Here is a 24,745-nt window from a genome sequence, read left to right as displayed (position 1 = left end):
ACGCTTCCCATCGATTCTCCAACGCCGGATGAATACCCACCCGGACATAGGGCGCACCGCCACCCGGCGGCCGGTGGCGAATGGCCGGGCGATGCCCAGTCACACGCTCAACATCGTCGGCGAAATCCTGAACCGCAATCCGGATCACTTCGGGCGCGTCACTGGCCACCACCAATGGCGCGGCATGATCATCCACCACCAGCGGAAACGCGGTGGATTGCAACGTTTCGGCCCCCTCCGGAGGAAGCGGCCGAATCTCGGCCGCCTGCACGATCAAAGGAAACAGTAGAGACAACAGTATGAGTCGCAGCCCCTTGGTCGTACCCGTTGAACGCGTAGTCATCTTTCGATCATCCATATTAATCCCGCTCCGGAACCTGCTCCGGCGCCTCCTCTCCGACCAATGCCATCACCTGAATCGCGGCAAGACCGAACTGGGACACCGCGTTGGTGGAGACCCCGCGCGCTTCGGTCACCGGGGATAGCACCTCGGGGGGCATGACCGTTTTGGTCGGATAGGGTAATCCGAACACCGGGATACCGGCCCGGCCGCTGAAGAATTCCTCCCAGGCACGTTCGGCCAGCGCCTCATCATTGAGCTTCCAGGCTGAGTAGGCGGTCATTCGCGAATGCGCCTGCCCCAGGTTCAGGTTTCGTTCATAAGGCTGGCCGATGATCTCGGCCTTCTCGTCCCGAGGGGCATTATAAAAGCGTCCATATTGAATAAACGCCTGCTCATACTCCGGCACATCGAGCAGTTGGATCAGTTCTGCGTTGATTTCGACACCGCCGAACACCATGGACAAATGGGAGACGGACACGCCCTCCCCGATCCGGTAAAACTGCCCGGTCTCCGGATCCAGTGCCGCACTGCCGACCAGCATTCCATGGTCAAAGTTGCCAACGCTGCGCATCGCGGTGACCAGTTTGTCTCGATAGGCCGGCTCACCGGTGCGCTCCCACTCGGTCAGCCAGGCGGCGGCCACCGAACTCCAGTCGGTCCCCAGGCCCATCATCATGGAATAGGGTTTTCCCGAAAAGTCGGGCGTCGGACGATTCAGTTTGCGCAGCGGAGGCACGTCCAGCAGGCGCCGTTCAGCCCCGAGCAGAGAACGCATCAGGTCACCGGTGCGCTCATCCGCCGTCAGGAAGTAATAGAAGCGACGGTTGGCGGGCGTACTGATGCGCAGTTGTTTGGCGCTGTCGCCCCAGTGCTTGACGTTGTGGCGGGAGCCGAGCCCCTCAAACCGTCCCAGATGGTACACGTCGACCTCTCCGGTGTGGCGGGTCATCGCCTCGGCCATCTGGAAGACGTCGGCACGGCCGGTGCGCAGAAAGGAATACCATAGCCAGATGTCGGGGGAGAGCTCGGAGTTGGCCCAGGCATAGCCACCCACGTCGTAACGCCAGGTATGCCGGTCGTGATCATAGGTATGCATCACATCGCCGTAGTCCCAGAAGCCGTACCAGTTATGTTCTTCCACCTGGGTCAGATAATGATCCAGATAAAAATCCACCTGATCTTCAATCGCGGCCTTGGCGGGGGTGGAGCGATCCGGCAGATCCCAGAGGGCGGCACCGAACACGCCGGCCGCTTCATAGTCCTGGGGACGGGCAACCATCTGCGGTGGCTGGGCAAGGGTTCGGGCCATCTCAACCGTGGTCTGGCGGTCCGGTGTGGCCGGTAAGGCCCAAAGGCGCAGCTCGCTGGTGCGGGCCACGCCGGTGGCATGGTCAAAGCCCGGCTCGTAATCCTCGTAGGTCACGTTCAGAGCATCGAGCTGCTTCTCGTGCGTATCCAGCCCCATACCATCGTGATAGAAGCGCATATCCATGGCCCGACCTTCGGGAGCCCACAACCATAGGGTAACTTCGGCCTCGTCGGAACGCGCGTTGCGAATATCGAGCTGAGACGAATGACTCTGCCAGAAATCCCGGATACCAAACGCCACGCCGCCCTTCGGGCTACCAATATAACCCAACCCGCTGGAGCGGGTGCCCTCGGCGGAATCCAGCCAGGACAGGCCGGGCTGGGTACGTTTGCGGATTTCAAACGCATCGGCGCTCAATTGAGAGAGGGTGTAATCACCAAAGGCGGGAATCATCTCGAGACGATCCGACACACTGGTCGCCCATTCACTCAAGGGCGGAGTTGCGCGCCCTTCAATCTGTGCCTCGCGAACCGCCTTGCCCGGGTCGCGACGCAAGCCGGTGATACCGCGAACCGCTTCACCGAAAAGGCCATCGCCTTCACCGGAAAAGCGCACGTGCCGATCATGCAGCGGGCCGTCCAGCGGCGCATCAAAGCGGACGCCCACACCCCGTATAAAATCGGTTTTCTGGTCACCGTCGTAAATCATGGTGTGCACCATGCGCACCGAGTCATCGCCGGCGTAGAAATAAAGGCGCACCACAAAGGGAATCCAGGCACGGCCGTTCTCTCCGACATGCTTACCTTCCAGTTTGACCACCGCGCGCACCGGTCCACTCTGCTCAAGGGTCACCTGGTCGAGCTGTCCGGTGAAGGACTCTACCGTTAACGGCTTCCCTACTTCAGGTTCGGCCTGATTCTGAGACAGAATGACAAGACGACCATCGTTCAATGTCTGCCGGTTATCGCGGGTAATGGACTGAATCAGACGATCACCGGATTTGGCAATCACCGCCTGAATCACGCCGGTGTCCACACGGATGGAACCGTTGTTCTCTACAATCCGTATGGACTGTTCGGACCTCACCGCGTCACCGGGCGTCAAGGTCAGTGCACCGACATTCAACTCAAGCGGGGCAATCGCATGTCCGGTCCATTTCACGGAGCCATCGGGCCAATAGGCCAGCGGCCAACTCTGTACGGGCAACGATGTTCCGGATTCGGATTCAAGAGTGAATTCGCTGGCGGCGTCCACCTCGCCCTGCGGCCAGGGCGTACCCCAGGTCGCACCTACCGGTTCCCGGTCCGTGCCGTCGTTCAACCACTGTACCTGCACCTCCGGCTCGGCCCGAACGGAACAGGCTGACGACAATAAGGCGGCGGCAAATAGGGAAATGAGTCTGGAGTGTTTCATGGTCTCGGGGATCCTGTTATTGGTGTTCTCTCACATTTTTTTAGTACATTCGCAAACAACGCTACTGATTGATTGCCACGGAAATATCGCTCAGGCTCGTTCCGGCCAACCTCACGTACAGTGCGCCCGCTTTATCATCGAAGTACCAACCGGCTTGTGACTGGCTTTCCTCGTACTCAACGGAGGAGGCAAAGACGCGAAGAGGAGTGGTCCCTTCCACAACAGACTCCGGGGGGCCGTCGCGGCGAACTTTCAGTGTGTAGGAACGTTCCGCCAAGTCGTAGTCGCCACGAGGAGCCTCAATACGGATCAGGGTTCGATTCGACTCAGCCTTTACGGTGACGTCGGTGATGGCGTAGTCACCGGACAGGTACGCCTTGGTTTTACCATCATCATCGTAGATCGGGTACGAGGACTCGCCTCCGGGAAATATTTCCAGGGTGAGGTTTTCCGCTGTTTCCTGGCCCAGGTTCATCACTCTCTGTTGAGGAAGAATGCCACCGGCCTTGACGAAGATGGGCAACTGGTCCAGCGGGGTGACAATGTTGTGATAGCGCTGGCCCTCATAGGGCTCACCACTCCAGTAGTCATACCAGGTACCTTCGGGTAGATAGACTACCCGCGTTTGCGCGCCCTTGGTGGTCACCGGGGCAATCAACAGATTGCGGCCAAACAGATACTGGTCATCAATATCGTGGGTATTTTCATCCTCCTGGTACTCCAGTACCAACGCCCGCATCATGGGCATACCGGTCCGGTGCATCTGATAGGCTTCGCTGTAGACATAGGGAATAAACCGGTAACGCATGCGATCGTACTGCCTGAAAATCCGCTCGGCCTCTTCTCCATAACGCCAAGGCTCCTTGTAACCGGGGTGATCCATTCCGAACAGATGCGCGATGGGGCTGAAAAGCCCAAACTGGGTCCAGCGGATATAGAGCTCGGGATCCGGGTCGTGCTCGAACCCGCCCATATTGTGCGACCAGTAGCCCACCCCCGACAGGCCCATATTGAGCCCGGCGCGAATGACCGGCTTGAAGTACTGCCACTCGCTCGGCCAGTCGCCCGCCCAGAGATAGGGGTAGCGTTGAATACCGGCGTAGCCTTCCCGCGTCAGGTTGAAACCGCGCATCTGATTGTGTTCACTGAATTTCTCAAACGGCGCCTTGGCGTAGGCCAATGGAAATAGGTTGTGCAGGCGCTCGGCTTCCGGCCCGGTCGGTCCGGTCTTGTCACTCTCATTTGCCTTGCGCCCAAAGGCGCTGCCTTCATCAGTCTTGAAGAACATGGCGCCCTGGGAGGCCACCTTCATGGCGCCGTTCTCCCACCACCAGTCCACCGCGTCCGGGTCAAAAAAGTTGACGAACTCGCCGGTATTATTGGGCTCGGGATAGACCATCCCCGCATCCCGTGCCTGATCCAACAGTTTGTACTGTCTGCCATTGTCATAGCGTGGCCGGACGTGAACGCCCACCATGCTGTAATCCATGTCGTAGAGCTGATCGAACATGGCCTCCGGGTCATCAAAGGTTTCACGCCATTCAAAGGTGGTGGCACCACTGCCGCCCTGCTCACCGAACATCCGCCAGGTGGAATCCAGATGAATGATATCCACCGGGATTTCCTTTTCACGGAATGTCCGCCCCAGATTGACCACGTAATCGGTAGAGGTATGCTTCTCGTAGCCCCAGGTGCCGCCACTGTAAGTCCCGACGTGCAGACCATGAGCGGGTTTGGGTAAGAGTGGTGACTTGCCGGTCACAGCGGTATATTGGTCCAGAAGCGAAGGAAAATCAGCGCCCGCCATGAAGTAGTAATCCAGCTCCCCGCCTTCCGCCTCAAATGAGTACACACCCGGTGTGGAGTGCCCCATATCCCAGTGGGAGGTATAGGGTGTATGGAGAAAAATACCGTAGCCGCGCGTGCTCATGAAAAACGGCACCGGGCTGTAGTTGGCCTCCAGAATATTGTAGGCCCCGATGATATGGGGGCGGCCCATGCCACGCCCGACGGTCAGCTCCAGCTGTTTGCCCCGCTGGTTGATAAAGTCCATACGCTGGCCAAAGCCAAACACCTGTTCATTATCCTGCAGCTTTTTATGGACCGAAACGCCTGCCGTTTGCTGAGTCATACCCCCTACCTCAATCCGCTCGGTAGACAGCAGGGTTCCATCAGAGGCATAGAACTCCAATCGCAAGGGCGATTTATACACACGGACGAGCAACTGCTTTGATTCCAGCTCGTAAAAATCAGTCTCCTCCGCGGTATTGATTAGGACCGGCGGCCAATCCCGCTCGGTGACCATAAGTCCGAGCGCCGCGTTCTCGTCAAACTCCCGATCCCAGCTGCTGCGCACACGCACCATGGAGGCGGTACAGAACTCGATCTGAACATCCGCATGCTCGGCGGAGATGAGCACTCTGTTGCCCTCCCTGACGGGCGACGATTGAACCGTGCCCGGGCCGAGCGCGTCCCGAGCTTTTGAGGATTCAGGCAACTCAGTAGCTTGTCTGTCAGTCGCTTGTGCAAAGGCGGCCAGACACAGGAGTGCCAGTAAGCAGTATTTCATGGGTTTCCTCGTCCGTTATCGCTGGTTATATCGAGGGATGGGCTTTGCCCGTTATTGCTGGGGCAATTCGTAAACGCGGAAGTTTTTGTAGCGAAACTGGGTCCATTTCATCTGCCGGAAGCCGATTTTTCCGCTTCCCAGGGCATCGCCCGTATCGACACCGTCGACCATCGGGGCATTGTCCGTATAGTCGATCACCTTTCGATCGTCGATATACAGTCGAATTCGCTCGCCCTCTTTCACCAGGGTGATTTCATGCTCTTGCATGGATTCGGTCGGAATTCCGACCTCGCCTTTCTGCAACAGACTGAAGGTATTGTTCTTGCGTAAGTTGGCATGACCCCGGCCCGGGTTATGGGCGGCGTTGGCATAGTAGGAGATGTGGTAGCTCTTGATCTCGCCTTCGGTGTACTGGGTAAAGGTGCCATCCCGTTCCGGCAAATCGGGCGAAAAGATGTCCTGGCCATCAACCCCGATTGCGGCAAAAAAAACGATCACCAGCCCCGCTTCGTCATCCAGATTCTGCGCATCCCAGCGAGCGATAAAGTTTTCCGGGAAATCCTCGGGACACCAGAATACGTGATGGCCCTGCTCGTCCGGGGAGTGCATTGCCATCCATCCGTCCTCGAAGGCGATTTCACCCGGGCCCTCCATCACCCAACCGGCTACCGATTCGGGATTGTCGAAGCTGGCCTGGTAGAGCAATTGACCCGGTTCGGGCAGAGAGTCCGCCGTAGAACTCGCTTTGCGCTCCGGCGATACCATGGAACAGCCTGCCATCAGACACACCAGCAGCAGGCTCACCCATAAAGACCATGATCTATTGCTCATAGAGGCCTCACTATTCCAGGTGGAAGACGTTCTTGAGTGGCGTAGACACCGGGCTGTTGTCGGCCTCGGCATCCATGATATCCGCCATGTAAGCCCACCACTTCTGCATGATCTCGGTCTGGGGTAACTCGTCCATACCATGATCATCCGTGCGCTTGAGTACCCCAAACAACTGTAGCGTCTGCGGGTGCAGAAAGATGGAGTAGTCCGAAACACCAGCGGCCTTTAGCTGGTCCACCAGCTCGGGCCAGATTTCGTCGTGACGTTTCTCATACTCCTGCTCGCAGCCCGGTTTAAGCTGCATGACGAAAGCTATTTTTTCCATTGTCCAGTGACTCCAGAATGGCACTCTGGGCTGCCTCCGACGGAAGCAGCCCGAGAGAAGGACGATCAGATGTAATAGTTCATGTATTCGACCAACAGCAAAATCGCCATGGACTGACCGTAGGGCATGGAGGTGAGCGGGATATCCCGGTAACCCTGAAGGTCGTCAAAGACCGGCGTGCCGAACGACACCTGCTGGAGCTCGCCGTCCGCACTGATATTATCCAGCACGGCTTTGACTGCCTTAAGGCCAACTTCTTCGTACTTTTTGTCGAGATAGCCTTTGCGAATGCCTTTCAGAATGCCGTAAGCAAACCCGGCGGCGGCCGAGGCCTCGAGGTAAGAATCGGGGTCATCCAACAGGGTGTGCCACAGGCCGTCTTTATGCTGGGTTTCCTCCAGCGCTTTGACCTGGGCTTCCAGGGTTTCCTCCAGGAACATGCGCAGACCGTCGGTCTTGGGAAAATCAAGCAGTTCAATAAACTCAGGAATCGAAATGGTCACCCAGCTGTTGCCACGTGCCCACAGGGCATCGGCAAAGTTGTGGTTGCCGTCAAAGGTCCAGCCGTGGAACCAGAGACCCGTTTTACGGTCCGCCAGATATTTGATGTGCAACATGAATTGCCGCTTGGCCTCTTCCACATAGTGAGGACGGTCCAACAATAATCCGATTTTGGCCAGCGGCATGACGCTCATCATCAGCGTATCGTCCCACAACTGCTGATAGTTCACCGAGTTGTAGACGATGTGCTGAAGACCATTTTCGGTGGTCCGGGGCATATCCCGCATGACCCACTCCGCCCAGACATCCAGGTACGGAAGATGGCTGCGCTCTCCGGTGCGCTCATGCATATAGGCCAGGGTCAGGAACGGGGACATGGTGTTCACGTTCTTGGTGGGCGTACCTTCCTTGAGCCGGTCACTGAACCAGTCTTCAATGATCTTCCTGGGCTTTTCGTCGCCGGTAATATCCCAGTATTTCATCAAGCCATAGAGGCCAATGCCGTGAGTCCACTCCCAGCCGGCCCAGCCTTTGGTATCAATCACCCGACCATCGTCGAGCTTGAGCAGAAACTCACCGGTTTCATCTTTGATGTTGACCAGATTATCGATCAACTTATCGATGGTGTTCCGGACCTGGGCGTATTCGATGTTATGTGCAACAGTTGGCATACTTCTTAAAACCTCTAGCGTATGAATCAATAAAAAACGTTTCCGGTATTATAGCTCGTCAGCGATCAGCGCCAGGTTCTGGATGGCCGCCAATCCCCATTGCGACGCGTCATTGGTCGATAACCAGGGCGCTTCCACCACCGGATTGAGCACCTGAGGAGGTTTCACCTCCAGAATCGCCTGAAAATCACCGGTCCACTGGCGAGCAAATTCCTGGGGTAGCTGAAACTCCTGCCAGGCGCGTTTCGCCAGCGTGGCGCCGCCTTCCTGAGCGGCCGCGTAGGCGGTCAAACGCGAATGCGGTGCCTCCAGATGCGTGCCAAAGGCACGCCCTACCGCCGCCACTTTCTGTTCATCACTGGCATTGTACAGGCGGCAGTAGCGCAACCACGCCGCTTTGTATTCGGGCACATCGAGCAGTTGAATCAGCTCAGCGTTGATTTCCACCAGCCCGAACACCGAGCTCAGATGCGAAACCTCAATGTCACCCTCTGGGGGCGCCAGGAGTTTTTTGGTGTCGGCATCAAAGCCATAGGTACCCGCAAAGAAGCCGTCGGGATGACGACCGATAGTGCGCATGGCGCTTACCAGTCGATCCCGATACTGGTCATCCCCGGTCCGTTCCCAGGCCGTGAGCCAGTTGGCCGCGACCGAACCCCAGTCGGTGCCCACTTGCAATCGATTCGGGCCGGGGACCGGCTCGCGGTTTGGAAGCTTTCGGGTGGGATCGACACGGCGCAAGGCTTCACCGGCATCAATCACTTCATCAAGCACATCCGCCGTCCGGTCATCCCCGGTAAGGAAATAGTGGAACCGTCGATAGGCGGCGGTACTGATCCGCAGTTGCTTGGCGCTACAGCCCCAGTGTTGAACGTTGTGTCGAGTGCCCAGCCCCCGGAATCGTCCGAGGTGATAGATGTCGACATCCCGGGTATGCCGGGTCATCGCTTCGGCCAACCGAAAGGTGTTGGGATCGCCGCTACGCAGGAAGGAGTACCAGAGCCACAGGTCCGGCGAGAGCTCGGAGTTGTCCCAGGCGTACCCGCCAATGTCGTAGCGCCAGACATGGCGGTCCACATCGTAGGTGTGCATCACATCGCCGTAATCCCAGAAACCGTACCAGTGGTGCTGATCCACCTGTCGGCAGTAATGCTCGACCTGCCAGGCCAACCGATCTTCGATCTGTTTTTTGCGGGTCGAGGAACGATCCGGCAGGCTCCAGAGAGCACCAAAGACACCGGATTTCAAATAGTCCTCGGGGGCGGCAACCACCTGCGCGGCCTTGCTGATTTCCTTTGCCCAGTTCACCGTCTCCGTGCGCGAGGGCGTCGCGGAGAGCACACACAGAACAAAGTCCGTGGTCCGCGCTACGCCGTAGGCGGTATCAAAGCCGGGTTCATAATCCTCGTAAGTGATTTTCAGCGCATCCAACTGCTGCTCGTAGGTCTCCTGCCCCATGCCATCGTGATAGAAGCGCACGTCCATCGGTGGCGCCTCGGGCGACCAGAACCAGAGCGTGGCTTCCGATACGTCGCGCCCGGCGTTGCGAATATCCACCTGAACCGGGTGCAGTTGCCAGAAGTCCCGCATCCCGAACAGTACGCCCCCGGAGGCCCCACCCACATAGGCCACACCGCTGGCGCGGCGGCCCTGATCGGCGTTAATCCAGGCGTGGCCGCTCTGGGTGCGCTTTTTGATGGTGAAGCCGTTGGCATTCAGTTGCGACAGCGTAAAATCATTCCACACCGGCACATAGTGCAGCAGGCCGGTTACCCTCGGGTTCCATTCGCTCAAGGGCGGCGTTTTGCGACCGGCAAGCTGTGCCTCCCGCACGGCTTTGCCCGGGTCCTGACGAAGCCCGGTAATGCCTTTGGGTGACTCGGCCCAGAGGCCGTCATTCTCACCCACAAAGCGCACATGGCGATCATACAGTTCGTCGCGCTGGAGCACGTCAAAGCGTAAACCCAGACCGCGAATAAAATCTTTCTGGTCATCCAGGTCATAGATGAAGGTATGACTGATTCGAAGGGACTCGGCGCCGCTGTAAAAGTAGAGTCGGACCGTGAAGGGCAACCACTCTTTTCCGGACTCCGCCTTGTGCTTGCCCTCGATTTTGACAACGGCACGCACCGGGCCTTCCTGCTCGATGGTGACCCGATCCGTTCGGGATTGGAAGGTCTCCACCCGGGAGACGGGCTCACTCGGGTCTACCTGATCCTGAACGAGGCCCACCAGACGAGCGTTCCGGGCGACCAGCGTATCACCGCGAGTCATTGAGCGAATCAGGTAATCCCCCGAGGTGGGTACCGATACCTTGACCCGACCGGTGTCGATCTCAATGGTGCCCGCTCCGGATGTCACGCGAACGGGCCGTTCCGGCGCGGCGTTACGACCTTTGGTGACCTGGAACTGCTTTCCGAGCGTGACGCCCGCCGGCACGGCGTGGGCCGTCCACTTGATACTGCCATCCGGCCAGTAAGCGGTAGGCCAACTCTGCAGGGGCACCCGGCGCCCATCTTTCGTGTTCAGACAGAGTGAGTCGTCGACGGAGAGTTCACCCTCGGCCCAGGGCTGACCCCAGGTGGTACCGGCCTTGGCCGCCGGTTCGTCTCCTTCAAGCCAACTTAAATGACCCGCCTGGTGCGTCGGCACCAGGGAGGAACCGGAGGTGGCACAACCGCTGGACAGGGCTTGCAAAGTCAGGGGGAGAGAGGCGGCCACACCACCTCTCTTAAGAAACTCTCGTCGATTCATTGCAGGAGCACTCTAACGTTGATCTGCGTTCGTCTTATCGTTGTCAGGCCGCACAGGCCCCACCCTCTCATCCACGAAACGTTATCACAACCGACGATTATTGACAATATTTGATTTATAATGACTTTTTGTGATTCCTGGGCTACCCTTTTGCCCCCAATGATGATGCCAGACTCAGGGTTTAACCATGTCCTACCGCAACAATCATTACACCCACATTCATGACACCTGGGACGACGCGCTTGCCAACCGGCTCTCGCCGCTGGAGGCACTGGTGTATCGCTCAAACCGGCTTGGCGAGGATCACCGGATCACCCCGACCGGCGGCGGCAGCACCTCGCTGAAGGTTATTGAAAAAGACCCGGTCAGCGGTCAGCCCGTGGAGGTCATATGGATCAAAAGCGCCGGGACGGACCTGAAAACCTCCCGCAGAAGTCAGTTCTCTCCTCTGTACCAAGAGAGGCTGATGGCCTTGAGGCACCACTATCAACGGTTACGCCGCGCAAACACTCGGCCCACGACCAGCGAGCCCTTCAAGGCCGCCACATTCAACCGGGCCGCGCCGGCCCCTTCCGTGGACACGCCGCTACACGCATTGATGCCCTACGCCCACGTCAACCACATTCATCCCTGTGCGGCGATTGCCGTGGGGGCCTGTAAAAACTCCAGGGCGCTGACGCAACGCATCTGGGGTCACACTATGCTCTGGGTACCCCAGGCACGCCCGGGCTTCGAGCAGGGCATCCCTTTGCAAGCGGCCTGGAATCGTAACCCCGACGCGAAAGGTGCCCTATTGGCGGGTAACGGCATCGCCACCTGGTCCGATGACAACAGACTCTGCTACCGACAGACGCTGGACATCATTGAGGCGGCATCCCGCTATATCGCCGCACGGGACAAGGGCGATAAAACCTTCGGGGGTCCGCGCCATAGTGACCTGAGGGCACCGACGCGACAGAATGTCCTGAAGCGAATTCTGCCGTTTATGATCGATCTGGTATCCGATGGAAACCCGGTGGTCGGGACCGTCGAGTCGGGGGCTGACGTGATGCGTTTCGTCAACTCGGTCGATGCTCCCCGCCTGGCAGCCAAAGGCGTCGCCTGCCTGCATCACCTCAGACACACCAAACTGAAACCGCTGTACATTCCCTGGAACCCTGAAGGCGATACCCTGGAGACACTTAAGCAGAAGCTCGAACAGGGCGTTGCGCGCTACCGGGACACGCGTCGCGGCCGCGCCGGTTCCAGCACCCAAGGCGAAGTGCCCGCGGTCTGCCTGATACCCGGTGTTGGATTGATTGCCTTGGGTCAAAGCAAAAAGGGCTCTCGCCTGACGGCGGAAGCCTATCAAAATGCCATTGAGGTCATGCGCTGTGCCGAGGCTATCGACACCTATGTGGGCTTATCAACGCAGGAAGCCCAACTGCTGGACAGCCTCTGAAGCGACACGGCTCATCGATCCGCTTGAGCACGAAACTAATGCAACACAAAAAAGGGCCAGACTGACGTCTGGCCCTTTTTTGTGTTAACGAACTGGGGCGAAAACGCCCCAGAGCTCCGCGATTACGGTGTACAAGCAATCGCTTGCGGAGCGTTTTCCGTGGTCAGCGCATTGATGTACAGGTAGTCGACATTGCCCAGACCGCCGCCAGAGCCGGCGTACAGGGTAATATCGGTCTCGCCTGACTCAAGCTCAAGATCAACACTGGACTCCATCCAGGTATCCCAGGCCGAGGTGGACTCCATATCGATCTGGGCCACGCCGATCTGGCTGTTGATATCCACACGGGCGAAGCGGTTATCCCCCGCACCGTTGGCGTAACGAACCAGCAGACGGTAGGTGCCCGCATCCCGAATGTTGACCTTGTAGGTGATGTACTCACCTTCGGCATTATCGGTATTGGAGAAACCATCGCCCTCAAAGCCGGCCCAGTTGCTCTCGATCAACCCATTGGACATCTCGCAGTAACCATCTTCGTTCTCATTGATGGTCAGGCTGGTGGTACTCGGGTTTTCCTCATAGACCAGCTCCGTGGAGGGCTCGCCGACAATGACATCGCCATTGGCCATGGTGACCCGCATGAAGTACCAGTAGGACTGCAGTTCCACCAGACCCTCGTACTCGGCGTACACACCGCGCAGCTCCAGACCTTCGGACACCACCACGGTGGCACCTTCCGCGGACGCTTCGGTATTGCGCAGGATTTCGATCTGGCTGATTTCGCCCTGGAAGTTTTCCAGGTTCCAATCGATGCGGATACCACCGTCTTCCAGACGCGTGAGGATATTGGTTTCCGGCTCGGGCAGCTCGAACAAAACTTCACCTTCCGGATCGGTATTGATGACGGTGCCATCCTGCAGAGTTACCTCGAAGGAATACCAGTAGGTTTCATTCTGGGTAAACCCATTTTCACCGCCGGTATCGCGCAGGCGACCGTCAAGCGCTCTCACGTCTTCACGCACCAGAGTCATTCCAGTCAGCGAGGCACTGGTGTTGCGGTACAGGTCAACATTGACAATATTCTGGCCAAAGTTCCACAGTTTCCAAGTCAGATTGATGGTGCCCAGCGCCGGGTCAAGCTCGGCTGACAGGTTGGTGACATTGCTCTCCAGACCAAAACCGAAGGGACCAACGATCTCCGCACTGGCGACCTGCTTGAACATATACCAGTACCCCTGGCCTTCGATAAAGCCACCCTCGGGCCCAGCATCTTCAAAGCAGCCCTCGTAGATCACCGCTGGATCGCTGATCGGGTAGATCCGCGAGCGGCCACTGGCCTGGTTCTGATCGTTGCGGTATAGCTCATTATAAGTCGCACCGGGCGCAACGTTCTCAAGGTCCCAACATACTGTCATGACACCGTCGGCATAGGTAGCGCTCAGGTTGGAGGCTTCTACCACCAGGTTTTCCCCGAAGGCTGGAGCCGCGTCAATGATATTACCCTCTACCGTGGTCAGCTCGACCCAGTAGTAGTACTTACCACCCTCTTCTGTATCGCCATCGGTCCAGGTTTTTGCGTCCGGATTAACCTCTGCGTATGCCATAGAAGGTTTTTCGGGCACATTCTCGACATCATCGGTCTGAGCGCGATAAATATAAATATCGCTCAACTCGAGGTCGGTCACCCAAGTGAGGTCGACGTAGTTGTTGGAACTGGCCGCCTCGACACGGGGAATCTGCGTGGATGTCAGTCGTGTCTGATAGGGACCATCAATACCGGCGATTGCATTGCCATCCAGATCGGTGGCTTCAACCCAGTAGTAGTAGGTCACATCCGGGCTTGCTGAATCGTCAACGAACGATGTCTCACCACCTTCGGCCACACCCACACTGGTCGCGGAATCGCGCGCATCGGATTCACTCCGGAACACTTCAAAGGAGTCGAGCTCCGCGTCACCGGGAATCACCTTGACCAGAACATTGTCATTATTGCCCTGGACGACAGCGGCACTGACAGGCTCGGCCGGGACCGCCTGGGTTTTGAACTGCGGAAGTTCCTTCACGATATGATCGTACAGCTTCATATCCGAACCCATATAGAAGCTGGGGTGCGGAGGCTGATTGTAACCAACGTTCTGCCACGCAATGGCAGTACGATACTGACGATCATGCATCAGGGTGGGCAAGCGGACATCGGTGGGAATATTGCTGGAGTAAACCATCAACCGGGTGCTGGCCTCATTCGCCAACACCACCTCTTCACGCCAGTCGCCCAACAGGTCGGCGGACAGAGCAGGGGTCGCCTTGGTACCATTGTTGGACACCGCCAGACCATTGGCGAAAGTACCCGCATTCAGCAAGGGCTCTTCCACCAGCATGGATTCAGGGTTCCATTTGGTGATTTCGGTACCATCCAGCATTTCGCGGTTGAGATCGCCGTCCCACCAGACCATAAAGTTCATGGCCGGCTTGTTCTCTGAAATGACGGAACCATCGGAGGCCATCAGACCACCGCGAGAACCCCAACTTTCCAGGCCGGGATAGTTCGGATCGATATCCCCGGTTACGCCGCGACCCACGTCATCACCTTCGCCATTACTGGGCTGAGAGATCAGAATCTCGCCCGTTGCGGCATCGTGAACTTCCACACCAAAATTGCCGTCTTCGGTGATGTAGGCGCTGGAACTTTCGTGAACCATGAAGATTTCCAGACCGGGGTTGTCCGGAATAATGTCCGTGACGTGCACAGCGTCGCCATGTCCGAGCCCGGTGCTGTATAGCGGAGTACCATTGTCATCCAGGGTCGCCGCCCCGAAGATGATCTCATCTTTACCGTCACTGTCGACATCGGCCACACTCAGACTGTGCGCGCCCTGCCCCGCCAGACTTGGACCAGACTCATCCTCAGCCGAGTCATAGACCCAGTTTTGAGTCAGGGTGCTTCCATCGAAGTTGAACGTCGCCACTACAGCACGGGTGTAGTAGCCTCGGGACATTACCAGACTGGGCGTCTGGCCATCCAGATACGCAACGCCCGCCAGGAAACGGTCAACCCGGTTGCCGTAGTCGTCACCCCAGATTGCGTTGATATCCTCACCGCGAGGTGGAATATAATCAACGGTACTGATGGCTTCACCGGAAATGCCATCGAACATGGTCAGGTACTCGGGACCATCCAGAATATAACCGCCATCGTTGCGATAAACAGCTTCGGCGTCGCCAATCACGGTACCGCGACCGTCGACAGTGCCATCGGCGGTCTTCATCGCCACTTCGGCGCGGCCGTCCTGATTAAAGTCGTAGGCAATAAACTGGGTATAGTGAGCGCCGGCACGAATATTCGGCCCCAGGTTGATGCGCCAGAGGAAATCGCCTTCCATCGTATAGGCATCAATGAGCACATCACCGGTTTTGCCGGACTGCGCATTGTCTTTGGCGTTGTCGGGGTTCCACTTGACGATCAGTTCATACTGGCCGTCACCGGTCAAATCAGCGGCAGAGGCATCGTTGGCTGAGTAGCTGTACTCTTCTCCATCGACAAAGCCATTGGCCGGTTTGTTCAGGGGGATACTCAGATAAGGCGTCTCTGGTGCGGCAACGACCGCCGAGACATCTTTCTGCTCATCGTCAACCAGAGCTTCGATCTGATAGGTATCGCCCGGCATCCCGTTGGGGTCTTCCAAGAAAGTGGGCTCTCCGGGGCGAACCGTCCGGAAGAACTCGTCGTTTTTGTAGACGGCAAAGATGATTCGCTGCTCGTCCAGGCCGGACCAGCGCCAACTGAGGACATTGCCTTCTTCCTCGCCAGGCATTACTACCAACCCGCGATCAAGGTATTCGACATTGGAGCTGCCGCTGGTGTCGCGCTCAGCGTCGGTCAATGGTGGAGCGTTGAAGGGCTCTGCCGGTGTGTACTCGTCATCACAGGCCACCAGCATCGTGGATAACAACACAGGTACCAGCGGTACCGCCAGTGCCCGTATTTTGCCTTTGGAGTAACTTCCGTCTTTTCTCATTATGCAATCTCCGAAAGTGATCTTACGAAAGAGATGTAGAATTAGCGGTTAAAACTACATGGCGATGAAACTGAATTCTTATTTAGGGTGAAAAGACCAACGGAATTAGTCATTTATCATTATGTAACTGCTAACAAAAAACCATCAATGATCATATTACATCAGCTTCAATCACGATTCTAGTGCTTTTCGTCGTTGTTTTCCAATAGTTTTCAAACTTCTAAAAGCCACACCTCCCTCTCTCCGCCAAGGCAGGGTTGCGAAGAAAACGAGGCCATCCTGCCTACGCCACATAAGGTTCTATTGACCATATACCTTCCGGGAACGGTGTCATGCAGGCCCACGCTATGGGGCGGCACCCCGGGGAACCACTGAGCGCACTGCCGGATATCGCACTGACGGCCAATTACTCCAGCGCCACCAGGCACAGCCATCCAGGCACTTCTATATATGCACCTAAAACCGGAATATTATTCTTAAACGGAATAATAAAGTCAGTTTTAAAATCTATTTGAGATTGAAATGACTGCTAGTGACTGCAACGCAGGGTTATTGTGGTTACATTTTGTTGAATTTGATTTTTTTTGGTTATACTATGGGGACTGTTAGCAAAGTAACCATTACATAAAATTTCCACTTACTAACATTTAAGGCGGGATTTAATAATGAATAACTACAATCAGTCTGAAAAGCTTGATTGCACCAAGACAACACCACTCTTTAAAAAGAATTCACTAGCCAGTCGTATTGCTTCCATTGTTCTGGCCGGGGCCGCATGCAGCACCTTTATGGTGACCAACGCCTACGCGCAAGAGCAACAGGACGACGAACAGCAAAGCCAATCTCAGAACGACAACGCGTCGTCCGAAGATACCGTGCTTGAAGAGGTATTGGTCACCGGCATCCGTCAGAGCTACACAAGTGCTCTGGATCGGAAGCGCGAAGCCGGCACCATGATGGACTCCCTGGTGGCCGAAGACATCAGTGAATTCCCCGACAAGAACATCGGTGAAGCACTGCAGCGAATTTCCGGCATTCAGCTCAACCGCGATATGGGTGAAGGTACCTCCGTCAGTGTTCGTGGCGTTGAGTCAGGCCTGGTGCGAGTTGAGCTGAACGGTGTGACCGCCATGGGTATGGGCGGCAGCCGCAGTGTAGACTTCCGGGACATGGCCTCAGAGCTGGTCAAGTCAATTGACGTCTATAAGGGCTCTGAGGCACGACTCACCGAAGGTGGCGTGGGCGGTACCATTCAGATCAACACGCGCAAACCCAACGAATTTGAAGAAAATTTCCTATCAATCAATGGCGAAGCCCAGTATAACTCCATGATTGATGAGGTTATGCCCAAGTACAACCTGACCGGCGTCTACAAAGCATCCGATCGTCTGGGCTTCCTGGTGAATATTACTGGCTCTGATGTGCACACCATGCTGCACGGCCTGCGTAACACCAACTGGCAGAAATACCACGATGTTGACGGGGTCGCCAGCAAAACCTCAGTCGACCAGCTTTATGCAGACTACTCCACCCAACAGGAGTGTATGGATGCGGGGCTCGATTCAGCCAGCGAAACAGCTTGCCTGGAGCAGTGGCACGAATACAGCCCAAGCACCCCGCGTTATAGTATCTGGGGTCGCGAGGAAAACCGATTGTCAGCCAACGTCGAAATGCAGTACGCGGTAACCGACAACCTGTCTTTCGACTTATCCTATACCGACGGTGAGCGTGAAAAACTGGCGACCGACCGAAACTTCCAGGTAGAAGTCGGTTCGGCCTTTGATATCGACAGCGCAGTGGTCGATGCCAACAAGAACGTTACCCAATTCGTAACCAATGGTATGAACGCGGCCGGCACACCTATTGGTGCCACCATCCGAAACCGGACCCTGAACTTTGACTGGACCCAGGAGCGCAAGGTGATGCGTGCCGGGTTCGACTATATCAACGACAACCTGGCGATCGATGGCTATATCGCTCGGTCCACCACCTTTGAAGACATCGATTCCCGGGATACCCAGACCGCCCAGAACAACGTGGGGGGAATTGTCGTTACTCAGGTCAATGACCTTCCGGAAATCGACTTTACCGACGCCTACATCATCAATCAGGACGACGTTGAAGATACCTTCAATACTTTCAACTACAATGACGGCACTCAGTACACCTCTCTGGACCGCTTCAAGTACGCGCCTTCCCAGAGCGAAGCATCTGAGAATATTGCCAAATTTGATGTGACCTACAGTCCCGAGCAGAGCTTTTTCACCGCCTACCGTACCGGTTTTATCGCCACCGACCAGGACTTCGCCAACAACGCCTGGGGCTACAACCTGATGCAGACCGTAGGCAACCCCTATACCGTCGATGGTGAAACCCGCATCTGGACCCAGGACGATCACGAGGCGGTGCTGCTTGGAAACCGTTTTGCGACGGACAAGTTCTTCCGGGATTACAACCCTGGCGTGGATATCATCGAGAGTTACATGGCCGTTGATACCGAGCCTTACCTGGCGGCCCTGCTTGAACGCAGCGGCTTCAGTTCCGCCGAAGCGGCGCGCGGTAACCTGCAACCCATCGACAGCCGTTACGACATCAATGTCCAGACCCAGTCCGCCTACGTACAGGCCGATTTCGAGACCGATGTCGGCAGCATGGTACTGCGTGGTAACTTTGGTGTTCGGGTCGCCCGCACTCAGACCGAATCGGAAGGCTTCACTCGCATCCGGGTGCTCGTAGAGCAGACCGACGAAGATGGCAACCCGATTTACGGCCCCAACGGCGAAGACCTGGCCGGTGTCGAAGATCCGGATGATCCGCGCGCTTTCGAAGGTCGCCAGACCGTCGAGGAAGACTTCGTGGATGTCCTGCCCAGCCTGAACCTGACCCTGGAAATGATCGAAGGGCTGGAAGCCTATCTGGGCGTGGCGAAAGTAATGGCTCGTCCGCAGATCAACGACCTGAACATCAACGCCGATTGTACTCTGCGCGATTATCCGCTCGCACGTGATCAGATGATCCCGAACACCTGTACCGCAGGTAACCCGGACCTGGATCCCTACCGCGCGACTCAGGGTGAGGTGGCTTTGACCTGGTATCCGAATGAAAGCTCCATTCTGTCCGGTGCCTATTTCGTTAAGGACATCACCAGCTACATCTTCGGTGCAGAAACTCAGCAGGACGTGGACTTCTTCAACGACGGCACCCTATGGGATGTTCGCCAGCAGGTGAACAAAGAGGGTATCACTACCAAGGGCTTTGAATTTCAGGCCTCTACTTTCTTTGACTTCCTGCCCGAGCCTTTCAACAACACCGGTGCGAAAGCCAACTACACCTATATCACCGCCGATAACGTAGATGATTTCAACCCGCTGACCGGCGAGCAGATGCCGTTGCGTGGCCAGTCAGAGAACTCCTACAACCTCGAAGCCTTCTACGAGGACGACACCTGGAGCCTCAAGCTGGCCTACAACTACCGCGATGAATACTATTCGCGCGTGTTTGACGGCCTGCCGGTATTCGTGGATGCCAGCGGTTACATCGACGGTAAGATCACCTATACCTATGATGAAAACCTGAAGTTCTACGTCGATGCGCGGAACCTGGGTAAAGAAGTGAAGCTGGAAACCTCCGGTGTCGGACGGACCAATGACCTCCAGTGGTCTGGCCGCATGTTCTCCGCTGGTTTCACCTACCGGATGTAAGTGCTCTCCTTAAGCAACACCCCCTTTAAGGCACCCTTTGGGTGCCTTTTTTTGTGCTCGACTGAGAGGGGAAACGTCAGACAAAAAAAGCTGCTGATTGGAGAATCAGCAGCAAGCCGAGGAGGAGATCAGAAGTCGTGATTGCTCGGTGGTAGTCGGCGCTGGTAAACCAGGAGACAGGAGAACACCGGACCTGAGAAAAGCTATTGAGCGGACTCGAGGGGCCGGGTGAGAGAATGCTCTCTGTGCGACACCGGGTGTACTATCAACGGAGCAACCTGAATCCCAACTTCCACACCATGGTAGGTTTTTTCAGCCAACTCGTCAATCATTTTAAATCAATAACAATCGTTATAAATCATTTAAGGTCGTTATCTGTCTCGTTTCGCCGGGCAGGACTTCCGCGAGTCAGTTCTTAGCGAGGGCGCCACTCCAACACATGAATGGCGGTTGCTTCCTGCTGTTTTCCAACGGTGTCATCGCCATCAACCTGCGCCACACGCTGTAACAACATATGAGCTTGTTGATTGCCAGACCATTGCGCCGGATCGATGGAGGGCTCCCAAGCGCCAACCGAACTCTCAGTCAGGTACCGGTAACGCCATTCAGCCCCGGAGAGATTCGTTAACGAAGCGCCTAAAACGCGTCCACCGTGATGGTCACTGCGATACACAAGGTGAATTCGCTCCGCGTTCTCCTCCACCAGCAACGCCGCCCGGGAGATCGGAGGCTTCTTGGTACCGCCTCCCGCCAGAGTGAACGGCTGCGCCGCCTTGGGTCCGGCAATAAAATTCCAGCCCTCTGACGAGGGGTACACAATGTTGAACCCCGGATTATCACCCGGGTTTTCAGACCAGTAGGAGGTCACAAAAGGAACGCCGTTTGCCGAAACCGCAACGGCGGGAGGGTTCATCAGGTTGCTGTTCTGCTCGATGACGTGGGCAACCTCTGCGCTACGTTGGGTGATCGGGAGCCTGTACGGCGTACCGTCGCGACGTCGCCAGGTATCCCCGCCATCCACTGATTCTGCATACAGCAGATCGTGATTGGTGGCGACGTCGGGCGACTCTCGCCACACCCATGCCAGATGCAGCGTATCGTCGGGGCCAACCACCATGTCCCAGTAAGCGCTTCGCTCCCCGTCTCCGTCGATGAGGTTATCCTGTCTTCGGGTCCAGCGTTGGCGCTGTGCATCGTAGTGGTTCAGAACCACCTTCCCCCTACCCGACGCACCATCCCGGTAAACAAACAACAGGTTGCCGTTGCTGAGCCGGAAGAATTGCGGATAGGTGACTTTATCCTCCTCAGAGCCGACCATCTCCATAGGGTCCGTCATCTCTAGACTGCCGGGGGCTTCAGCGACGCTATAGCTCAACGGCGAATCGTGATGCCCCCACGCGAGATGCAGATAACCCCCTCCGTCCACGATCAGACTGATGGAGTTGTGCGCATCCCGCGTATTGGCAAAAAACGGGGTCTCCCTCCTTTGCCAGTGCGACGAGCCCAATGGGCGCTTGGCCAGGATCACCCGGCCTTCGGGGTCGTAGTACCCGGCGTACTGGTGCCCGCCGTGAGTAAAGAGCATCTGGCGGGTTCCGGCCACCACATTGACCGAACTTCCCGAGAACGCCTCAGGCCCCAGCGGAATCTGATCGACCCCTGCGGCCTGAGACCTCGGCCAGTCGCCCTTGAGCGAATGCATACTACAGGCACCCAGTGCGAACGCGACCAGCATCGCGGCACCGACCACTCTATGCCCCCCAGGGATGGTCCTCATTCGTGATCACTTCCAATATAGAAGCTGGGATGGGGAGGCTGATTATAGGACGTGTTCTGCCAGGCAATGGCGAGCCGGTATTGCAGGTCATGCATCAGCGTGGTGAATCCGTGCTCGCTGGGAATAGGAGTGGAGTAGATCCGGAGAAACCGATTATCCTCCGAGCGCAATATAATCTCCTCGCGCCAATCACCAAAAATATCACCCGATAGCGCCGGAGTGGCTTTGGTTCCGTTATTGGAGGTCATACCACTGGCCTCCATCAGAGTATCGACCTGCTCGGTTTCCCAATTCCACTTGTAGACGGTATTGTGATTGAGCAGCTCTCGCTGCAGGTCACCATCCCACCAGACGGCAAAATTGACCGGACCAGGACGCTGGGCGCCGGTGGATTTTCCGTTGATATCGAACAACTCCGGCGCATTCAGTGCCCAGACCTCAGCGCCGGGGAAGCGCGGATCAATATTGGCGGCCAGCCCCCGGCCATTGTCTTTCCGGGCGCTTTTCGTCCAGAGGACCCGGCCGCTCTGCGCATCAATCAGTGCGGAGCCAATGCCACCGTTTCCGCGAATGTCCTCATAAACACCAAACACTTCAAGGCCTGGGTTTTCCGGGTCCAGATCCGATACGTGCAGAGCATCGCCATGACCGAACCCAGTGCTCCATTTCGGGGAACCATCGTGATCGACGGCCATGGCACCGTAAATGATTTCATCTTTTCGGTCGCCATCGATATCCGCTACGGACAGCTGATGATTGCCTTGCCCGGCGTACTCGTCAGGTATCTCCTCTGACAGGGTATCAAAGGTCCACCGGGTAGAAATTTCGCCATCCCGGAAATCGTAAGCGGCAATAACGGTGCGCTCGTAGTAGCCACGGGCCATAACGATACTGGGCATCTCGCCGTCCAGAAAGGCAACACCGGCAAGATAGCGCTCAGACCGGTTGCCATAGCCATCCCCCCACAGCGACTTCATCTCATCCATCGTCGGGTTATCGTTGCCCGGAGCACGCTGGGGTATATAGGGCTTGGTATCCAGAACCCGACCGGTTTCGCCATCGAACACGGAGAAGTACTCCGGGCCTTTGAGAATTCGTCCTTTGAGTTCACCCAGATAGCGCCCGTCTTCGGTAACCTTTGATCCCGTGCGGTCTCTCACCTCAGGATTCCCGCTGTGAGAGACCCAATCGGCGTCCGCCGACCCGATCACATTGCCTTCTCCATCCACGGTTCCATCAGCGGTTTTCATGGCGATCTCCGCGCGGCCATCGCCATCAAAGTCATACACCATGAACTGGGTGTAGTGGGCACCGGAGCGGATATTCCGGCCCAGATCGATCCGCCAGAGCCGTTCACCGTCCAGAGTATAGGCATCGATCAGGGCGTTACCCGTATAGCCACCCTGGGAGTTATCTTTTGCGTTTGAAGGATCCCACTTGAGAATGATTTCATACTGGCCATCGCCATCCAGGTCGCCAACGCTGGCATCGTTGGCGGTGTAGTGATAGCGATCACCATCGGGCGTCACACCGTCTTCCGGCACATCCAACGGAATTTCAAGATAAGGGGCGCTCCAGGTGGTTGCCACATCAACGATCTGGCCATCGGTTTTCAGTTGATACTCGTCACCGGCTTTTCCTTCCGGGTCCATAAAGTTGGAACGCCCGTTAATGGGCTGCTCCGAAATCAATTCGCCGTTCCGATACACTGAAAATGACAGACCGTCAGGGTCCTGATACAACTGTCGCCAGGAAACAAGCACACCCTTATCAGAAGGTATCGCCACCAATCCGCGATTCAGGTGCTCCAGGAACCGGCCGTCCTGGCTTCCGGATTTTACGTCGGCCAGTTTTATTACCTTCTGATCCGCTCCCTTCGCCACCGATGGATCGCTGTCATTCAATGCGGTACCACAACCGGGCAGTGTGACGAGCAACAGCAGTCCCAGCGGGGCCCGGCGGAATGAGCGCTTGGTGTTATGCAACGTTATTTTCATGATTGAACCTGCATTTGGTCGATAAGGTTGATTGGCTATAGAAACGATGCGACTTTTCTCAGAGCGATGCAGCCGAAGACTCCACTGCCAACGCCTGACAATAGTTCCGCCATTGCGCCCTGTAGTGATCCAGACCGTCGATCGACAATGGCTCACAAAGGGTTCCGCCTTCGGGACTTTGCGGGTCGGAAAGCGCCAGAGACGCCGCGCCCTTGACGGTTCCCGTCGAGTCATTGGACAGATACACCGGATTATCACCGCGCAGCGTTGCAAGCATTCGGCACAGCAGGCTGTTCTTCAGGAAGGCCCCCTCAACAAACACCGCGCCCCGAGCCTTGAGAAGATCGAGCTCAAGGTCCAGCATCAATGCACTGTAAACCGACGCCAGAGCGGCCCCGTTTATGCGATCGATACTCCCCACAATTCGCCCCGGCGTTCCGGAAAACGGGCCCGAGGTATCACAGAACTGAGGCAGCGCGTAGACGGCGTCCGCCAGGACGGTGTCGATATCCTCAACACTGAAAGGCTCCTCCGGATAGGATCCCAGGCGGTAACAGATGGCTTCGTACTCCCGCCCGCCCATAAAGCGGGCACAGGGCACCGGAGTCCCCCGGCAATCGACATTCATCAGCATGTCCCGGGATTCGTCGAGTTCGGCGTTACCTCCGCTGTTGGTCATGGTGATCGCCCAGGTTCCGGTAGAAATCACAGAGAAAGGCTGGCCATCATTCTGGAGCAGATACCGCAAGTAACTGGCGTTGCTGTCATGGATGCCCACCGCAACCTGACAGGAAGCGGGCAAACCGGTTCGGGCGATGAAATCGGAACACACCGGGCCCACCAGACTGTCGGCGGTTTTCAGCTCGGGAAACAGTGCTCGCCACCCCATCCGATCAACCAGCGATGAGTAATCGTTTCGCTCCGGAGCCCAAAGGTCGGTATGACAACCGAGCGAGGTTCTTTCGGCGCAGCGCTCACCGGTCATCCGCCACACCCAGTATTGGGGGTACAACAGAATATCGGTGGCTTGCCCGAACGCCTGGGGAAACCGTTGCTGCAACCAGTACAATTGCCGCCCCAGGTTCAGGCCCGCCGAC

13 protein-coding genes are annotated in these 24,745 nt (G+C 56.8%); 2 read left to right on the top strand and 11 right to left on the bottom strand.

Features of this window, described 5'->3' with window-relative positions:
* From B3187_RS13005 to B3187_RS12975, 7 genes are all read right to left on the bottom strand, one after another.
* Positions 1-343, bottom strand: a 343-nt coding sequence (locus B3187_RS13005) for a hypothetical protein (protein WP_286806908.1), incomplete at its 3' end; no start/stop codon positions are given.
* Between the two features lie 16 nt (positions 344-359).
* Positions 360-3,065 (bottom strand): Tat pathway signal sequence domain protein, encoded by a 2,706-nt coding sequence (locus B3187_RS13000; protein WP_286806907.1) that lies wholly within the window; start codon positions 3,063-3,065, stop codon positions 360-362.
* 61 nt (positions 3,066-3,126) lie between these two features.
* A complete protein-coding gene (locus tag B3187_RS12995) occupies positions 3,127-5,484 on the bottom strand; it encodes a glycoside hydrolase family 31 protein (RefSeq protein WP_286806906.1) in 2,358 nt (785 codons plus the stop codon).
* A 201-nt stretch (positions 5,485-5,685) separates the two neighbouring features.
* On the bottom strand, positions 5,686-6,465 hold the full coding sequence (locus tag B3187_RS12990) for a DUF1961 family protein (RefSeq protein ID WP_286806905.1): 780 nt from the start codon (positions 6,463-6,465) through the stop codon (positions 5,686-5,688).
* Positions 6,466-6,475: 10 nt separating this feature from the next.
* Complete coding sequence (gene rhaM, locus B3187_RS12985) at positions 6,476-6,790, bottom strand: L-rhamnose mutarotase (protein WP_286806904.1); 315 nt, start codon at positions 6,788-6,790, stop codon at positions 6,476-6,478.
* A 65-nt stretch (positions 6,791-6,855) separates the two neighbouring features.
* A complete protein-coding gene (locus B3187_RS12980) occupies positions 6,856-7,962 on the bottom strand; it encodes a glycoside hydrolase family 88/105 protein (RefSeq protein ID WP_286806903.1) in 1,107 nt (368 codons plus the stop codon).
* Between the two features lie 48 nt (positions 7,963-8,010).
* A complete protein-coding gene (locus B3187_RS12975; protein WP_286806902.1) occupies positions 8,011-10,683 on the bottom strand; it encodes a Tat pathway signal sequence domain protein in 2,673 nt (890 codons plus the stop codon).
* Between the two features lie 220 nt (positions 10,684-10,903).
* Between B3187_RS12975 and B3187_RS12970 the strand changes: the two genes are divergently transcribed.
* Positions 10,904-12,157 (top strand): class II aldolase/adducin family protein, encoded by a 1,254-nt coding sequence (locus B3187_RS12970; protein ID WP_286806901.1) that lies wholly within the window; start codon positions 10,904-10,906, stop codon positions 12,155-12,157.
* Positions 12,158-12,279: 122 nt separating this feature from the next.
* On the opposite strand, the gene B3187_RS12965 is transcribed toward B3187_RS12970, so the two are convergent.
* Entirely contained in the window at positions 12,280-16,173 is a 3,894-nt protein-coding gene (locus tag B3187_RS12965) for a carbohydrate-binding protein (protein WP_286806900.1), read from the bottom strand.
* Between the two features lie 665 nt (positions 16,174-16,838).
* On the opposite strand from B3187_RS12965, the gene B3187_RS12960 reads away from it, so the two are divergent.
* Positions 16,839-19,874, top strand: a complete 3,036-nt coding sequence (locus tag B3187_RS12960; RefSeq protein ID WP_286806899.1) for a TonB-dependent receptor — start codon at positions 16,839-16,841, stop codon at positions 19,872-19,874.
* A 415-nt stretch (positions 19,875-20,289) separates the two neighbouring features.
* Here B3187_RS12960 and B3187_RS12955 read toward each other — a convergent pair whose 3' ends face one another.
* From B3187_RS12955 to B3187_RS12945, 3 genes are all read right to left on the bottom strand, one after another.
* Positions 20,290-21,576 (bottom strand): BNR repeat-containing protein, encoded by a 1,287-nt coding sequence (locus B3187_RS12955; protein WP_286806897.1) that lies wholly within the window; start codon positions 21,574-21,576, stop codon positions 20,290-20,292.
* 71 nt (positions 21,577-21,647) lie between these two features.
* Complete coding sequence (locus tag B3187_RS12950) at positions 21,648-23,648, bottom strand: rhamnogalacturonan lyase (protein ID WP_286806896.1); 2,001 nt, start codon at positions 23,646-23,648, stop codon at positions 21,648-21,650.
* 58 nt (positions 23,649-23,706) lie between these two features.
* On the bottom strand, positions 23,707-24,745 hold a 1,039-nt coding region (locus B3187_RS12945; protein WP_286806895.1), incomplete at its 5' end, for an FGGY family carbohydrate kinase.

The sequence above is a fragment of the Marinimicrobium sp. UBA4209 genome, assembly GCF_002381585.1.
In the GTDB taxonomy this organism is placed as follows: domain Bacteria; phylum Pseudomonadota; class Gammaproteobacteria; order Pseudomonadales; family Cellvibrionaceae; genus Marinimicrobium; species Marinimicrobium koreense.
Note: the sequence above shows the minus strand (reverse complement) of the source record. Positions and strands in the feature narration are given on the sequence as shown.

Bases quoted from the DNA above. Each gene is read 5' to 3' on its own strand.
- B3187_RS12990 (WP_286806905.1), bottom strand. From the start codon at position 6,465: ATGAGCAATAGATCATGGTCTTTATGGGTGAGCCTGCTGCTGGTGTGT.
- B3187_RS12955 (WP_286806897.1), bottom strand. From the start codon at position 21,576: ATGCATTCGCTCAAGGGCGACTGGCCGAGGTCTCAGGCCGCAGGGGTC.
- B3187_RS13000 (WP_286806907.1), bottom strand. From the start codon at position 3,065: ATGAAACACTCCAGACTCATTTCCCTATTTGCCGCCGCCTTATTGTCG.
- B3187_RS12960 (WP_286806899.1), top strand. From the start codon at position 16,839: ATGAATAACTACAATCAGTCTGAAAAGCTTGATTGCACCAAGACAACA.
- B3187_RS12970 (WP_286806901.1), top strand. From the start codon at position 10,904: ATGTCCTACCGCAACAATCATTACACCCACATTCATGACACCTGGGAC.
- B3187_RS12980 (WP_286806903.1), bottom strand. From the start codon at position 7,962: ATGCCAACTGTTGCACATAACATCGAATACGCCCAGGTCCGGAACACC.
- rhaM (WP_286806904.1), bottom strand. From the start codon at position 6,790: ATGGAAAAAATAGCTTTCGTCATGCAGCTTAAACCGGGCTGCGAGCAG.
- B3187_RS12965 (WP_286806900.1), bottom strand. From the start codon at position 16,173: ATGAGAAAAGACGGAAGTTACTCCAAAGGCAAAATACGGGCACTGGCG.
- B3187_RS12950 (WP_286806896.1), bottom strand. From the start codon at position 23,648: ATGAAAATAACGTTGCATAACACCAAGCGCTCATTCCGCCGGGCCCCG.